14 protein-coding genes are annotated in these 14218 nt (G+C 59.9%); 5 read left to right on the forward strand and 9 right to left on the reverse strand.

Going from position 1 to position 14218, the window contains the following annotated elements:
* From ACOIX3_RS32275 to ACOIX3_RS32300, 6 genes are all read right to left on the reverse strand, one after another.
* Positions 1-852: an ABC transporter ATP-binding protein gene (locus ACOIX3_RS32275; RefSeq protein ID WP_420966024.1), complete on the reverse strand. Its 852-nt coding sequence runs from the start codon at positions 850-852 to the stop codon at positions 1-3.
* A gap of 89 nt (positions 853-941) precedes the next feature.
* Positions 942-1160, reverse strand: a complete 219-nt coding sequence (locus tag ACOIX3_RS32280; protein WP_125459128.1) for a hypothetical protein — start codon at positions 1158-1160, stop codon at positions 942-944.
* A gap of 211 nt (positions 1161-1371) precedes the next feature.
* On the reverse strand, positions 1372-2010 hold the full coding sequence (locus ACOIX3_RS32285; RefSeq protein WP_016844809.1) for a TetR/AcrR family transcriptional regulator: 639 nt from the start codon (positions 2008-2010) through the stop codon (positions 1372-1374).
* Positions 2011-2204: 194 nt separating this feature from the next.
* Positions 2205-4496, reverse strand: coding sequence for a xanthine dehydrogenase family protein molybdopterin-binding subunit (locus tag ACOIX3_RS32290; protein ID WP_035632283.1), 2292 nt, complete (start codon positions 4494-4496; stop codon positions 2205-2207).
* A complete protein-coding gene (locus ACOIX3_RS32295; protein ID WP_016844813.1) occupies positions 4496-4969 on the reverse strand; it encodes a (2Fe-2S)-binding protein in 474 nt (157 codons plus the stop codon). The genes ACOIX3_RS32290 and ACOIX3_RS32295 overlap by 1 nt, the downstream gene beginning before the upstream one ends.
* Positions 4970-4978: 9 nt before the next feature.
* Positions 4979-5836, reverse strand: coding sequence for an FAD binding domain-containing protein (locus ACOIX3_RS32300; RefSeq protein ID WP_420966025.1), 858 nt, complete (start codon positions 5834-5836; stop codon positions 4979-4981).
* Positions 5837-6085: 249 nt separating this feature from the next.
* Here ACOIX3_RS32300 and ACOIX3_RS32305 point away from each other — a divergent pair, with 249 nt between their 5' ends.
* Together ACOIX3_RS32305 and ACOIX3_RS32310 are read left to right on the forward strand one after the other, a co-directional pair.
* Positions 6086-7039 (forward strand): amidohydrolase family protein, encoded by a 954-nt coding sequence (locus ACOIX3_RS32305; RefSeq protein WP_016844816.1) that lies wholly within the window; start codon positions 6086-6088, stop codon positions 7037-7039.
* A gap of 24 nt (positions 7040-7063) precedes the next feature.
* Complete coding sequence (locus ACOIX3_RS32310; RefSeq protein WP_063607104.1) at positions 7064-8011, forward strand: alpha/beta hydrolase; 948 nt, start codon at positions 7064-7066, stop codon at positions 8009-8011.
* 86 nt (positions 8012-8097) lie between these two features.
* On the opposite strand, the gene ACOIX3_RS32315 is transcribed toward ACOIX3_RS32310, so the two are convergent.
* Positions 8098-9525: an aldehyde dehydrogenase family protein gene (locus ACOIX3_RS32315; RefSeq protein WP_077230981.1), complete on the reverse strand. Its 1428-nt coding sequence runs from the start codon at positions 9523-9525 to the stop codon at positions 8098-8100.
* 159 nt (positions 9526-9684) lie between these two features.
* Between ACOIX3_RS32315 and ACOIX3_RS32320 the strand changes: the two genes are divergently transcribed.
* Complete coding sequence (locus tag ACOIX3_RS32320; RefSeq protein ID WP_168388408.1) at positions 9685-10461, forward strand: aspartate dehydrogenase; 777 nt, start codon at positions 9685-9687, stop codon at positions 10459-10461.
* A 71-nt stretch (positions 10462-10532) separates the two neighbouring features.
* On the opposite strand, the gene ACOIX3_RS32325 is transcribed toward ACOIX3_RS32320, so the two are convergent.
* Both ACOIX3_RS32325 and ACOIX3_RS32330 read right to left on the reverse strand, forming a co-directional pair.
* On the reverse strand, positions 10533-11003 hold the full coding sequence (locus ACOIX3_RS32325) for a cupin domain-containing protein (protein ID WP_077230984.1): 471 nt from the start codon (positions 11001-11003) through the stop codon (positions 10533-10535).
* Between the two features lie 330 nt (positions 11004-11333).
* The gene (locus ACOIX3_RS32330; RefSeq protein ID WP_028342715.1) at positions 11334-11780 is read right to left on the reverse strand and encodes a CoxG family protein; all 447 of its coding nucleotides are present in this window, start codon (positions 11778-11780) and stop codon (positions 11334-11336) included.
* Positions 11781-11913: 133 nt separating this feature from the next.
* Here ACOIX3_RS32330 and ACOIX3_RS32335 point away from each other — a divergent pair, with 133 nt between their 5' ends.
* Complete coding sequence (locus ACOIX3_RS32335; protein ID WP_050994232.1) at positions 11914-12825, forward strand: dihydrodipicolinate synthase family protein; 912 nt, start codon at positions 11914-11916, stop codon at positions 12823-12825.
* A gap of 234 nt (positions 12826-13059) precedes the next feature.
* The gene (locus tag ACOIX3_RS32340) at positions 13060-14217 is read left to right on the forward strand and encodes a thiolase family protein (RefSeq protein WP_420966027.1); all 1158 of its coding nucleotides are present in this window, start codon (positions 13060-13062) and stop codon (positions 14215-14217) included.
* Position 14218 lies beyond the last annotated feature (1 nt).

Below are 14218 nucleotides of genomic sequence, written 5' to 3' on the forward strand. Positions count from 1 at the left end.
TCATAGCGATGTCGTCGTCAAGGATTGTGCTCCGAAGATATTCCGGATGTGATCGCAGATCTCTCCGAAGCGTGGAGTTGCCATTGTCTGCAGCGGACGCGGCCGGCCAACGTCGACGTCGATGATCTCGGATATCCGGCCCGGTCGCGGCGACATGACCACGACACGGTCGCCGAGCAGCACCGCCTCCGGGATGCTGTGAGTGATGAAGATGACGGTCTTCTTTTCTTCGGACCAGACCCGCATCAATTCCATGTTCATCGCTTCGCGCGTCATTGCATCGAGCGCGCCGAACGGCTCATCCATCAGCAGGATCCGCGGCTCGCGCATCAATGCCCGGCAGATCGAGACACGTTGCTGCATGCCGCCGGACAGTTCGAAGGGGTACTTCTGCGCGAAGTCCTTCAGCCCCATGAATGCCAGCAGGCGCTCGGCGCGCCTTACCGTCGCTTCCGATCGATCGCTCTTGAGGTGTGCCGACAACAGGACATTGGCCAATACGGTGTTCCATGGCAGGAGCGTCGCTTGCTGGAACACCACGCCGACGTCCGGGCGCGGCCCAGTGATCTGTGTCTGGTCGCATTGAATGACGCCTGACGATGCGCCTTCGAGACCCGCGAGGATGCGTAGCAGCGTCGTCTTGCCGCACCCACTCGGACCAACCACCGAAATGAACTCGTTCTCCTGGATATCGAGATCGACGTTTGTGAGCGCGTTTACGGTTTCGCCGGAACGCGTCCTGAACCGTTTCTCAAGACCAGCGATGTGAATCATCGGCGGTTTCGATCCGCCAGCGTTCGGAACCAGAGCGCCATATGCGCCACCCTCCACGTTAGCTTTCAAAGCAATCATTGTTTCCTTCCCACAGGGCTGACAGTCGCTCTCGAGGGGAGCAAGAACTACGCCAAGGCGCCACATGCGCCGTTTTCTATTTCTGTTGACTATTCAGTTAACTGAATTTTTGAATTTGTCCAGCGTGAAATTTGGGCTGCCTTGATCGCGACAGGATCGCCCGATCGCGCGCTTATGTTGAGATGCTCGTGGAGCCGGTCGCCGCCAGTGATCGCACGTACATTCGAGTTTGCCGCAAGAGGCATCCGGAATGCCCTCGCCTTGCGCTCTGGCGGTTGGGCAGCTTCAACTTCCAATGTTGCCAGCATGGTGATCTGCTGCGGGCGAGCTGGCGCGCCACAGTTCGCTGGTTCCGCTCAAGAGCAGATCTTGGCGAGCGGATCGAGGGCGTTAGACCGAGATGGACCTCTACGTAGACCCTGCCAGCTGCACTCTTTTCAAGCGTCTCGCTTGATGCACGATCAAGAAATGCCTTGTAAGAAGCAGCTCATCTTCCTTCGAACAGGGTGAAACGAATGCTTAGCCAGGGGTCTCTGCGAGCGCTTTGACGTTTGATTTCCGTTCTAACGCCGCGCCGGGATCCAACACGCAATACTGCAGGACGAGATTCGTAACGTGCTTGAGCCAATGTTCTCGCGACGATGCTGAGCTCAAGTCTTTATTGAGCGCATTTTCCAGCGTGTATTGGTTGGAGAGGTAATGATAGCACAGCGACGAGAGTGTCAGATACACGACTGCGGGGTCCAAACCGGAACGAAAAGTTCCGTCTCGACTACCGCGCTCCAGGATGAAACTGAGAGTTTCAACGAGCGGATTGTAGAGCTCCCGGATCCGCTTCGACTTGCGGATATATTTTCCGCGGTGCTTGTTCTCTTCGTTCAGCAGGCGGATCGCATTCGGATTGCTCTCGAGCGCCACGAAGGTGTGCTCGATCAGCTGCTTCAGCGCAAGCACAGGATCACTCGCGCGCACCGAAAGATCGCTCTGTTGATTACGAAAGTCTTCGTACATCCGCTCCAGGGCGGCGACAAACAAGCCTTCCTTGGATTTGAAGTAGTAGTACAACATGTTCTTGCTGAGACCGCAGCGCTCCGCGATGCGGTCAACCCGTGCGCCCTCGAACCCGATGCGGGCGAATTCTTCGATCGCCAGCTTCAAGATCTTCTCGCGTACGCGAGCCGGATCACTGCTACGACGCGCCAAGACGCGGCTCCCTTCGTCTACAAGAGCAATACCCTGGAAGCATTCATTTCGCCAACGGCCTTTGCATTCACCGACGCTCAGGCTGGGGACGCTCCCATTTTGCTGCACGAACAGAGCGCAACCGCACCCGAAAATCAAATGCAAAATGACTAGGTTTTAGCGTGCGATGCCTCCGCCTCCTCGACCAGTTGCCAGATCCGCGGCGGCGACAGCGGCAGCTGCATCGGTTGAACATTGAGATGGGACAGCGCGTCCGCCACCGCGTTGGCCATAAGCCCCCCCACCGGAATAAGCCCACCCTCGCCGGCGCCCTTGGCACCGAGCGGGTTGTTCGGGCACGGCCTGAGCTCAAGCGTCACCGAATCCAGTTTCGGAAAGTCCGAGGCGGTGGGCAGCAGATAGTCGGCAAAAGAGCCCGTCAGGAGCTGTCCTTCGTCGTCATACACCAAGTGCTCGAGGAAGGCGCCGCCGAGGCCTTGAACCATCGAACCGATAGCCTGACCGTGCAAGGTCAGCGGATTTATCATGCGGCCAACATCCTCGACCGACATGACCTCTATCACCTTGACATGACCCGTGCCTGGATCGACGGCGACGTGCGCAGCTTGCGTGCCATAAGCCCAGGTATATTTTTTATTGAAGAATTCGGCCTCGACCTCAAGGGGGGCTTCCGACAGATCCGCAAACGAAAGCTGGTTCCCATCGAAGCTGGCGCGTTCGCTATCGACGATCACTTCCTCCGGCTTGCAGCCGAGCCGCTCCGCTGCCGTTTTCCTGATCAGCTCCTTGAGCTTTTCGGCGCCCAACAGAATGGCCGAGCCGCCCATCACGGTCGAACGAGAGTGATACGCCCCGTAACCATCTTTCACGTAGGCGGTCGATCCATGAAGGATCGTTATCTTGTGGTAAGGCATCTCCATCGCGTCGGCCGCGATCTGGGCCATGATGGTTTCCAGGCCCTGCCCCACCGAGGATGATCCCATATACACCGACAGCGCACCGTCGGTTTCCAGCACCAGGCGCACTTCTTCCTTTGGCCCCGCCGCGCCACCCTCGATGAAGCTGCCGATCGCGATGCCGTGGTAGTAACCGTCGATCAACTTACCACTCAGCTTTTTCTTTTCTTCCCAGTCGAATTCTTTCAAGCAGCGGTCAAAAACGGTGTGATAATCGCCACTATCGAGCTCGGTCGAGCTGTCGTAGGGCGTGATCGAAGGCAGCGGATAAGGCATTTGCGCGTCGGCCACCAGATTGCGACGACGAAGTTCGATCCGATCGATCTTCAAGTCCTGGGCGGCCAGATCGATCATGCGTTCGCGGACGAAATCGGTCTCGTAGCGCCCTGGGCCGCGATAGGTCCCGCACGGCGTCTTGTTGGTGGTCAGCATCGAGCTCTTCAGGTCGACATGCTCCATGCAGTATGGACCGCACATATATTGCGCGATATTCCGTGGACCGACCGATCCGTTGGTGCGCACGTAGGCGCCGATATCCGACCAGATTTGCCCACGCAGACCTATGAAGCGACCGTCACGCGTCGTCGCGAATTCGACGTCGCATTCCATATCGCGCGCGTGGTTGGCGCTCATGAGGTGTTCGCGGCGATCCTCAGTCCATTTCACCGGACGGCCTACGATGCGCGCGGCTGCAGGGATGAGGTAGTCTTCCGGGTAGAACTCGCCACGCGAACCAAAGCCGCCACCGACATCGACCTCGATGAGATCCACCGCCTCGATCGGCAGGTCGAGCTGGGCGGCAAGCGTGCGGCGGTTATGCCAGGCAGTCTTTGCCGCGCCCCACACCGTCAGTTTCCCGGCCACCGCATCCCATTCGGCCACGAAGCCTCGCGGCTCCATGAACATTGCAGCGTGGCGTTGGACCTTGAACGTCTCCCGGCGGATGTAGTCCGCGTTCTTGAACGCATCGTCGGCATCGCCGCGAAACGCCTTCCAGGTGATCGCGACGTTGGAACCATGATCTTCGAACAATACGGATCGCTTGGCTTCGGCATGCTCGCGATTGGCCACGGCTGGCAGCGGCTCGATATCCAAAATGATATGCTCCAGCGCATCCTCAGCCATGGCCGCGCTGTCGGCAATCACGACCGCGACAGGCTCACCGACATAGCGGACTTTGCCATCGGCGATCACCGGCTGATGAAACGTTTCGAGCTGCGGCAACGGCTGCAAGCGCAGCGGAATCCGCGGAACGTTGTCCCCCAGATCCTTGCCGGTCAGTACGCGATGTACCCCTGGCAGCGCGAGCGCCGCGCTGCTATCGATCGATTTGATCAAGCCGTGCGCCGTCGAACTCCGCAAGATCACCGCATAAAGCTGGTTCGGCCGGTTGACGTCTGCGACGTACGTGCCCCTGCCGCGAAGCAGGCGCAAGTCTTCGACCCGCTCCATCGGGCGGCCAATATACGAGTTGGAGGCCTTCATCACTTGCTCCCGGGAACCTGGTAAGAACTGCGCGCTTCGAGCACCGCCTCGACGATCGGGACATATCCCGAGCATCGGCAGAGGTTGCCTGAAAGGACTTCTCGTATCCGCTCCTCGTCCGCATACGGCTCATGGCTCAACAGCGCATGCGCCGTGGTGATGAAGCCTGGCGTACAGAAGCCACACTGCAATCCGTGATGCTTGCGGAACGCGGTCTGCAATGGCGTCAGTTCATCTCCGGAAAGCCCCTCGACCGTTACAACTCGCTCGCCCTGTGCCTGGACTGCGAGCATAAGGCAGGAGCGGACGGCCTCATCGTTCACCAGCACCGTGCAAGCGCCGCAGACGCCGTGCTCGCATGCCAAGTGGGTACCGGTTTGGCCAAGATCGTCCCGGATGCAATCGGCAAGCGTGGTACGAGGTTCAACGTCGGCACTGACGGGTTTTCCGTTGAGGCTGAATTCGATCTTCATCTAAAACTCCTAAACGGCCGACTTCTTTAAACCGCGACTGAGCAGCGTCGCGACAAGGGCTGCACGGTATGCGCCAGGCGCATGAATGTCGCTCGGCGGATCGACGGTTTGCCGTGCCTTTGCCGAAGCCATCGCAATCAACTTATCGGTCACCTGATTGCCATTCAGCACCGCTTCGGCTTCGGCGAGCCGGATTGGCCGGTCGGCGATCCCAATCGCGCCGATATGCGCATCGGTGATGTGGCCGCCGCCATCGAGATCGTAATGAAGAGCAACGCCAGCCATCGCGAAATCGCCCTTGCGACGCGCAAATTCGAGGAATGCCCACCGTCGTTCCGCCGGCCACGCCGGCAAATGCACCTCGGTGAGAATTTCGTCCGGCTCAAGGCTGGTCTCCAGCGGACCGGTGAAGAAATCCGCCGCCGCCTCGACGCGCGTGCCGGCGGGGCCGACGATCGTCATGCGCGCATCGCAAGTCAGGGCGACGCCGGGCATCTCGGCCGATGGATCGGCATGCGCCACCGAACCGCCCACGGTGCCGCGATTGCGGATCTGGTAGTGGGCAACGTGCTTGATGGCTTCGGCGAGCAGCGGATGGCTGACCGCGAGCCGCCGGTCATTTTCGATATCGCACCACCTCACTTTTGCACCCAGCCGGACGCCGTCCGCCTCGATCCGGATCGCAGCGAGGTCTTTCAGGTGCCTCAAATCCACGAGCAGCTCAGGTGCAGCCAAACGATATGCGAGCATCGGCATCAGGCTCTGACCGCCGGAAATCACCTTGGCATTTCCGTTGCGCGAAGCGAGAAGGCTGACGGCCTCAGCCAGTGTCGAGGGCGCGGCGTATTCGAAAGCGGGCGGCTTCATTCTGTCTCCACCAATGCGCGATGGGCCGACTTACGGTCTGCATCGCGACCCAATAAGAACGAAAAGGAGCGCTCGCAATTCGCTCGGCCCAGCCATCGCCGGATCAGCGCTTCACGGCGTGGCCGGACTATGTCTTATGTTGACTATATAGTCAACAAACGAATAGGCTTTGGACGCAACCGGAGACGGCCCGTGGATCGACCTCACCGGAGCCAGCGCCGGCCAGAGGTACAAAAAGAGGCATTCGCCATGTTCAACGATACACCAGTGATCGCCATCGAGGAACACTATTGGGACCCCGAGATGGCGCGGCATTTCCCAGCCGGCGAGAACAACTCTCATGTGGCCGATCAGCTTGCCGAGATCGGCGACACCAGGCTGCGTGCGATGGATGAGGCGGGAATCGACGTCCAGGTGCTCTCCCATGGAGCGCCCGCAGCCCAAAAGCTGCGGCCTGAAATCGCGGTCGACTTAACGAAACGGGTCAATGATCGCCTTGCGGAGGCGTGCGCCAGACATCCCGGTCGATTTGCCGCGTTTGCTGCTCTGCCGACACCGGTGCCCGAGCAGGCGGCGCGGGAACTCGAACGCTGCGTCAATGAGCTCAAGTTCAAGGGCGCAATGATCCACGGGCTAACCAACGGCCTGTTCATCGACGACAAACGCTTCTGGCCAATCTTCGAGGTCGCCGAAAAGCTCGATGTGCCGATCTATCTGCATCCCTCGGTGCCACATTCCGAGGTCACCAAGTATTATTACGAGGACTATGCGCGCGATTTTCCCACGGTGATCCGGCCGGCTTGGGGATTTACCGTTGAAACGGCGACCGCGGCGATTCGGCTCGTGTTGAGCCGTGCGTTGGAAAAGTACCCAAGGCTACAGATCATCCTCGGCCACTTTGGCGAGACCTTGCCGTTCTTGCTCTGGCGCATTGACCAGGCCTTGGCCCGCCCTGGTCAGGAAGGCTTGGGCTTCCGTAGGCAGTTCAGCCAGCATTTCCACGTGACCTGCAGCGGCTTCTTTTCGACGCCGGCGTTGACCTGCACCATGCTCGAGCTCGGCATCGACCGCATCATGTTCGCCGTGGATTACCCTTACGTCGACAATAAGGATGGAATGAACTGGATCCGAGAACTTCAGCTTTCGATCGACGACAAACGTAAATTGGTCGGCAATAACGCCAGACGACTGCTCAAGCTGTAACTGGCGAACCAGCGAAGACACACGATGGTACGCCGACTGATGACCAAGCGCCCCGAGATCCCTTCCGATCTCCGCGTCCTGATGGCCGAGATTGGCCCAAAGTGGGCGAGCGACACCACGGGCCATGTGAGGCTGATGGTGGAGGAATTCAGCCGGGTGTTGAAGTCTTCACCGAAAGACGGGATCCAGGCTGAGACGGTGAGATATGGAACGCACGAACGGCAGGCGTTCGAGGTATTCCAACCGGCTGACGGCAGTTCCACAACGCGGCCCGGTCTGATTTTTGTCCATGGCGGCGCGTTCACCGAGGGCAGCCGCCATCGCAGCACGGAGATATACGCGAACGTACTCTATTACTTCGCGCGCCACGGGATCGTCGGCATCAACGCCGGCTATCGCCTGGCGCCCGACGCGCGGTATCCCGAAGCCACCCGGGACATCGCGGCCATCGTGCATTGGATGCGGAACAACGCGGCAAACCTGGGTGTCGACCCCAATCGGATATTTCTGATGGGACACTCCGCCGGCGGCGCTCATGTCGGAAGCTATGCCTATGATAGACGGCACCAGCCCGCGACGGGGCATGGCCTCGCGGGCGTTCTGATCGTCAGCGGCCGCGTACGGGCGGATGCGAGAGCGGACAACCCCAATGCCAAGCGTGTCACCGAATATTACGGGCCTGACGTTTCGACCTATGACGATGTCTCGCCCGTTTCGCATGTCGATAGTTCTAGTCCGCCGACCTTCGTCGCATGCTCCGAGTTCGAAAATCCGCTGATCGACGTATACTGCTTCGAGCTTGCCCACCGACTGGGGGCGGCGAAGGGTCATGCACCGCCGTTCGCCTGGATGAAAGGCCACAATCACACGTCGATCATCGCGCACTTCGACACCGCCGAGGACGTTCTGGGCCAGGCCTGCCTCGACTTTATCGCTGAAACGTGCGACGCGACCTCGGTTCAACTCGCCTGATGCAAGATCGCGTCACGGCCCCCTTTCTGAGGGCGTTCACCTGGTCCCCGGGTTTCTGCGTCTGCCGGAGCCCGATCGCGATCTGCTCAAGGTAGCCGAATGCCGGTGAATTTCGGCTGCGTGTATTCCTCGAACGCGTAGGGCAGCCCCTCGCGTCCAACTCCGGATCGACCGACGCCGCCAAAGGGATAATTGTCGAGCCGGAAGCGGCTCGCTTCGTTGATCCAGAGTGAGCCGACGTGGACTTCCTCGGACATCCGCAACGCGTTCGCGAGGCTTGACGTAAAGCACGATCCCTGCAGACCGAACTCACAATCATTCGCTATGCGGATCGCATCATCGATATCGCTGGCGCGCATCACCACAACGACGGGTCCGAATACCTCTTCCCTGATCAACCGGGTGCCTACGGGCGGATCAACCACGATCGTCGGCGGAATTATGCAATCGACCACTTCACCGCAGGTCTCGACCCGACAACCGCGACCACGCGCGTCATCGATCATCGCGGTGATCCTTGCGGCTGCGCGCGACGAGACGACTGGACCGAGATCGGTGTCAGGTAGCGTCGGGTCGCCCACTTTGAGGCGCTTTGCCGCATCAATGAAGCGTCGAAGGAATGCGTCGAATACTGACGCTTCCACAATGATGCGCTGCGTCGAGATACATTGCTGACCGCTCGCCTCGAACGACGACGGAACGATGCGCTTCACCGCATCCTCGAGATCGGCATCGGCAAGAACGATGTTTGGTGAGTTTCCACCCAGCTCGCCGATAAATCGCTTCGCGCCGGCTGCCCGGGCCAGCGCATCCCCTGCGGCAGTGCCTCCGGTCAAGGTGACGACATCGACATCGGAGTGAGCGGCCAAGCCAAGCGCCTCCTCGCGATCACCGGGAAGGACTTGCACCAGCCCCTCCGGGACGCCGCCGGCGATGAAAGCCTTGGCGATTGCTCCAGCGATCTCCGTGCCTTCCAGGCATGGCTTGATGATGACCGCGTTGCCGGTAATCAGCGCGGGAGCAAGCTTTTGCACCAAGAGGTTCGAGGGCGCGTTAAACGGCGTGACCGCAGCCACCACGCCATACGGCACGCGACGAGTAAAGCCGAACAACGCCGCGCCGTTGGGCACCATGTCGACCGGCACCAGCTCGCCTTTCAAGCTGTGCAAATGCGTCGCACAGGCGCGGACAAACGCGACACTGCGCTTGACCTCCATTTCGGCTGCCTTACGGGGTTTGCCGATATGAGCGATGGTCATCTCGACGAGGTCGACGGCCACGCTCTCCATTGCAGCTGCGGCCCCGCTGAGCCATGCGGCGCGCTGATGGGCGGGAGTTCTGAGATACGTCCGGAACGCCGTTTTCGCTACGCGCACACTGCTCGCGAGCCGAGCCGGACCGCCAGGTCGTACGTTGAAAGCGACGCCGCCGCTGTAAGGGTTTCTCACAGGGAATACCTGATCCATTGCGGACGCTGCCGTCGAAGCCGAGGTACCGACATCAGTCGTGGTCATCTTCTTCTTCCCGTTTGAGTGAAGCCGCCCAGGAGCGCGACCTCGATCGCGCGGAGTTTTCGGCACGGCTTGCGTGCAGAAGCCGAAAGCTTGACACTATGTTGACTATATAGTCAACATGATTTGGAGATGCGTAATCGTCCGGGATTGGAGGCCATCATGAGGGTTGCGGTCATTGGTTTCGGGGCGATCGGAAGCTTTGTCATCGAGCATCTGCAAGCCGATCGGTCCATCGAGGTGAGCGCGGCGTTTTCGCTCCCACGCCCCGAAGCGTGTTCAGTTCCCGTCGTCGACAGCCTCGAAGCTCTCCTGGCAACCGGCCCCGAACTGGTGGTCGAGTGCGCGGGTCACGGGAGCTTGCGCGACGTTGGCGAAGCCATCCTCCGGCACGGAACGGATCTTCTGGTCGCTTCAGTCGGCGCGTTGGCAGATTCGGTACTTGAGCATGCGCTGCGAAAGGCAGCAGCGGATGGAGGCGGCCGCCTGCTGATACCAGGCGGCGCACTCGGCGGCATCGATGCGGTCAGCGCCGCTCGTGAAGCCGGCCTCGATTCGGTGGAATATTCCGGCCGCAAGGCGCCGCAGGCTTGGAAAGGTACCCGGGCGGAGCAATTGATCGATCTGATCTCCGTCAGGCAGGCGACCGCGTTTTTCGAATCCGATGCACGAACGGCCGCGCTCCAGTTTCCGCAGAATGCCAACGTCGTCGCGGCACTGGCGCTGGCCGGGCTCGGCTTCGAGAAAACGAAAGTGCGCTTGATTGTCGATCCTGCCGCCGACGGCAACAATCACTCGTTTGTGGCGCGCGGCGCGTTCGGCGAGATTTCGGCTTCGATTCGATCAGCGACCTTGCCGTCTAATCCGAAAACATCCGTGCTGGCGCCGTACAGCTTGATCCAAACGATCAAAAAGCGGGCCGGCCTGATCCTTGCGTGATCCGCCGGCCCGAGTTCAGCGCCATCCCCTCCGTCACAGAAAGGCTCAGGCGCTCGGGAGAAACTGGCCTCCTACGACGCCTTCAAGTGCTCATCGCGGCGCTTGTAGAGCTCGTCATCCGCGTACCCCATCGTTTCGGGCTTGGCGCGACCGAGCATGACCTGGAAGTAGACGGGCTCGAGACTGTTGTTATCGTAGCCGTGGATCACACCGGCCGGACAGGAAATGCATTCCCATGGACCCAGGCGTTTGCTGATCTTGCGGCCATCTTCGTCCTGCACGAAGACGTCGAGGTGCCCCTGCAGGACAAAGAATACTTCTTCGACCTCATGGGTATGAGCGGCATTGCCCTGCCCGGGAGGGACGAACATGATCGAAAGAGTGAAATTCCCGGGCGGGATCGCCGCGACGTCGTTGTGCTTGCCCGAGCCGCCAGCGCCGATGAAGCGGTGTTGCGCGCGCTTGAAGCCTTCGATCTTGGCGTCCTCGAACGCCGCCCAATCCGCGCGGCGGTCGGCATAACGCGCGACGTAGCGATCCATGATCTGCTCCAATGAAGCCGATTCAAGCTCCTTCGAGCGAGCGTGCCTTGCCGTAGCCATCTAGTTCTCCTGTCTTCAAAACAATCTGGTTTCGCCTAGCGTCGGCGGGCACCGGCCCAACCTTTCGCATATCGCCTTAGATGGAAAAGCCGACCACAACTGGTGCCGCCACGTCATCCGGGTTGTACTCTATGTTGACTAACTAGTCAACATAGAGGCAGACTGGCGGTCTTACCGGAGCTGCTGCTCACCGCGTCGATCTGCGCTGCCCTCTAGGATCGTCTCGGGGGACGTCGGTTCGTGGAATGCGTGATCGGCCCGTCAAATGACTCAGATCTGTACTTCTTTGGCAAAGTTGCCGAAAAACTGGTCTGCCAGTTTTTTGGCCGAGCCAAGGATCAGGCGCTGCCCCAACTGCGCAAGCTTCCCGCCGATTTGGGCTTCGACATTGTAAGTCAGCAGCGTGCCACCGTCCTTTTCAACCAAAAGCACCGTCGCACCTCCTTTGGCGAAGCCGGCGACTCCGCCCTCTCCTTCACCGGAAATCTTGTAGCCATTGGGCGGGTCGAGATCGCTAAGCGTTACGCGTCCCTTGAAGCGGGCCGACACCGGGCCGACCTTCATTTTGGCGACCGCACGAAAGCCGCCGTCGTCCGTCGGTTCAAGCTCCTCGCAACCGGGAATGCACGCCTTGAGCACCTCGGGATCGTTCAACTTCGCCCATACCGCCTCACGAGACGCCAGAAGCTGGACTTCGCCGTTCATGGTCATGGCCATGCAAACCATCTCCTCTGTTCGCCACCCCTCCGCAGAGCCGGGGCCAGATTGTTTCCGCCGCATGATGTCCTTAGTTGACCAAATAGTCAACATAGGTATACTTTGCGGCAGATGCACCTGGGCGGAGCGGTCTATGACGAAGTTTCGAGGAGTGTTTCCCTATCTTCCGACGCCGCTTCGAAGCGACGGGACTGTCAATGGTCCCGCGTTACGGGCCATTTGCGATGATCTGATCAAGGCCGGCGTGCATGGTCTCGCAGCTCTCGGTTCGACGGGCGAATATGCCTATCTCAATGCCGACGCTCGTGCCGACGTCGTGCGACACACTGCCGATGCGACCCAAGGGCGGGTGCCTGTTATCGCCGGCGTCGCAGCCACCACGACTCGCGAGGCCATCCGGCAAGCCAGGCGCTGCAAGGAACTGGGAGCTGACTGCATCCTCCTGGTACTCGAGTCATACTTCCCGTTGGATGAGAGGCAAATCGAAAGCTACTTTCGTGCCGTTGCGGATTCGGTCGCTTTGCCACTCTTGATCTACACAAATCCCCAGTTCCAGAAGACCGACCTTTCGATTGACGTTATCGAACGCCTCGCCAACCATCCCCAAATTCAGTATGTGAAAGACGCCTCCAACAACACGGGGCGGCTCCTTTCAATCATGAACCGATGCCCCCAACTTGGCATCTTTGCAGCTTCTTCTCACGTTCCGGTCGCCGTCATGATGCTGGGAGGATTGGGATGGATGGCAGGTCCGGCCTGCATCCTGCCCCGCACGAGCGTCAGACTTTATGATCTGTCAGTCGCCGGGCGCTGGGAAGAGGCGGCTGCTCTTCAACGCCGGCTATGGCGCGTCAACGAGGTCTTCGCAAGGTTCAACCTGGCAGCCTGCATCAAGTATGGCCTTGGCTTGCAGGGATACGACGTCGGATTGCCCGCTGAACCGCAGTCTCCCCTGTCTGAAGCAGCAGGCGCCGAAGTTTCCGACATCCTCAAGGAATTTGGTGAACTCGGCACACTGATCTCTGAAAGCGCGCCCACCTCCTGAGGGTTCGATCTCAGTCATTTTTCGCTGGCCGCGCTGCCCGTCCGCGCCGGCACTCGTCAAACGCAGAAACGGAATCCGCGTGGTGGCCTGCTTCGACGGAAGCGTGAGGCGGACAACCGGGCCCACTGGATGTCGCGGAAGCAGCCGCCTGTCCTGCCGGCGCGCATCCAATTTGTACACTTGTACGACTATTCGTACAGATGTACAGTTTGCTGTCGACGGATAGAGGGCGCCATGAGAGACGTTGCGATCGTAGGGTACTCTGAAACAAAAATAGATGTCCGCACCGGGCGTACATCCTATGAGCTTGCGGGAGACGCTCTCGACGAGATCTTGGTCCGGACCAATGTCGATAAGTCTGAAATCGATGGGCTTTCCGTTTCGGAGACCATGAGCGAGAGCGCGAATCCATTTTGGGCGCAATACATGGCGGACGTACTGGGCATCTCGCCGAGCTGGCTCGAACTGATGGGATTGGGCGGCGTATCGAGCATCGGCGGCGTAGCGCGGGCAGCAATGGCGATCCGCGGCGGCATGTGCTCGATTGCGTTGGTTCTTGCAGCAGACGCGCAATCCAGTGGCGCGACGCCGGAGCAAGGTGCACAGCGGCACGAGTTTCAATATCCAACCGGCTTGCGCGGACCTGTCGGCGCCTTCGGCATGATCATGCGCCGCTATGACCATCTCTACGGCTTGAACAGGGACGCATTGGCAAAGCTGGCGGTCACCCAGCGGCAGCACTCGATCTTGAATGACAATGCTTGTCCGCGCCTGCGCAAGCCGATGACCGAGCACGACTATCTGAATTCGAAGTTGGTCTCCGACCCGCTGCGTGTGCTGGACAGCGTCATGGTCTGTGATGGTGCGAATGCCGTTCTGGTGATGTCGGCAGCGGAAGCGACGAGGCGGGGTCTCAAGGCGGTCTATCCGACGGGCTACGCGGAAAGGACGCACTACAAGGTGACCGAGCCGATGACTGAAATCATGGATTCCGGGTTTCTTGAGGTCGGCCCGCGGGCGCTCAAGCAGGCCGGGCTCGAAGCTTCGGACATCCAGTCGTTCCATCCATACGACGACTTCATTATCGCCATCATGTTGCAGCTTGAGCAGATTGGCTTCTGCCCACAGGGTGCGGGTGCGGATTTCGTCCTGAGCCGGGACTTGACGTTCAAGGGCGATTTGCCCCTCAACACCGGAGGCGGTCAGATATCTGCGGGTCAACCAGGTCTCGCGGGCGGCGGGCTCAATCTGGTTGAGGCCGTTCGGCAAATGTTTGGTGACGGCGGCCCGCGCCAAATCAAGAGAACCCGGAATGCTATGGTGACCGGCATCGGCGGCATTCCCTACGCGCGCAACTGGTGTACGTCCGGCGTGATGATCCTGGAGCAATAAT

Source organism: Bradyrhizobium sp. B120 (assembly GCF_049075665.1).
GTDB lineage: Bacteria > Pseudomonadota > Alphaproteobacteria > Rhizobiales > Xanthobacteraceae > Bradyrhizobium.

Bases quoted from the DNA above. Each gene is read 5' to 3' on its own strand.
- ACOIX3_RS32275 (WP_420966024.1), bottom strand. From the start codon at position 852: ATGATTGCTTTGAAAGCTAACGTGGAGGGTGGCGCATATGGCGCTCTG.
- ACOIX3_RS32280 (WP_125459128.1), bottom strand. From the start codon at position 1,160: ATGCTGGCAACATTGGAAGTTGAAGCTGCCCAACCGCCAGAGCGCAAG.
- ACOIX3_RS32290 (WP_035632283.1), bottom strand. From the start codon at position 4,496: ATGAAGGCCTCCAACTCGTATATTGGCCGCCCGATGGAGCGGGTCGAA.
- ACOIX3_RS32295 (WP_016844813.1), bottom strand. From the start codon at position 4,969: ATGAAGATCGAATTCAGCCTCAACGGAAAACCCGTCAGTGCCGACGTT.
- ACOIX3_RS32300 (WP_420966025.1), bottom strand. From the start codon at position 5,836: ATGAAGCCGCCCGCTTTCGAATACGCCGCGCCCTCGACACTGGCTGAG.
- ACOIX3_RS32305 (WP_016844816.1), top strand. From the start codon at position 6,086: ATGTTCAACGATACACCAGTGATCGCCATCGAGGAACACTATTGGGAC.
- ACOIX3_RS32310 (WP_063607104.1), top strand. From the start codon at position 7,064: ATGGTACGCCGACTGATGACCAAGCGCCCCGAGATCCCTTCCGATCTC.
- ACOIX3_RS32315 (WP_077230981.1), bottom strand. From the start codon at position 9,525: ATGACCACGACTGATGTCGGTACCTCGGCTTCGACGGCAGCGTCCGCA.
- ACOIX3_RS32320 (WP_168388408.1), top strand. From the start codon at position 9,685: ATGAGGGTTGCGGTCATTGGTTTCGGGGCGATCGGAAGCTTTGTCATC.
- ACOIX3_RS32325 (WP_077230984.1), bottom strand. From the start codon at position 11,003: ATGGATCGCTACGTCGCGCGTTATGCCGACCGCCGCGCGGATTGGGCG.
- ACOIX3_RS32330 (WP_028342715.1), bottom strand. From the start codon at position 11,780: ATGGCCATGACCATGAACGGCGAAGTCCAGCTTCTGGCGTCTCGTGAG.
- ACOIX3_RS32335 (WP_050994232.1), top strand. From the start codon at position 11,914: ATGACGAAGTTTCGAGGAGTGTTTCCCTATCTTCCGACGCCGCTTCGA.
- ACOIX3_RS32340 (WP_420966027.1), top strand. From the start codon at position 13,060: ATGAGAGACGTTGCGATCGTAGGGTACTCTGAAACAAAAATAGATGTC.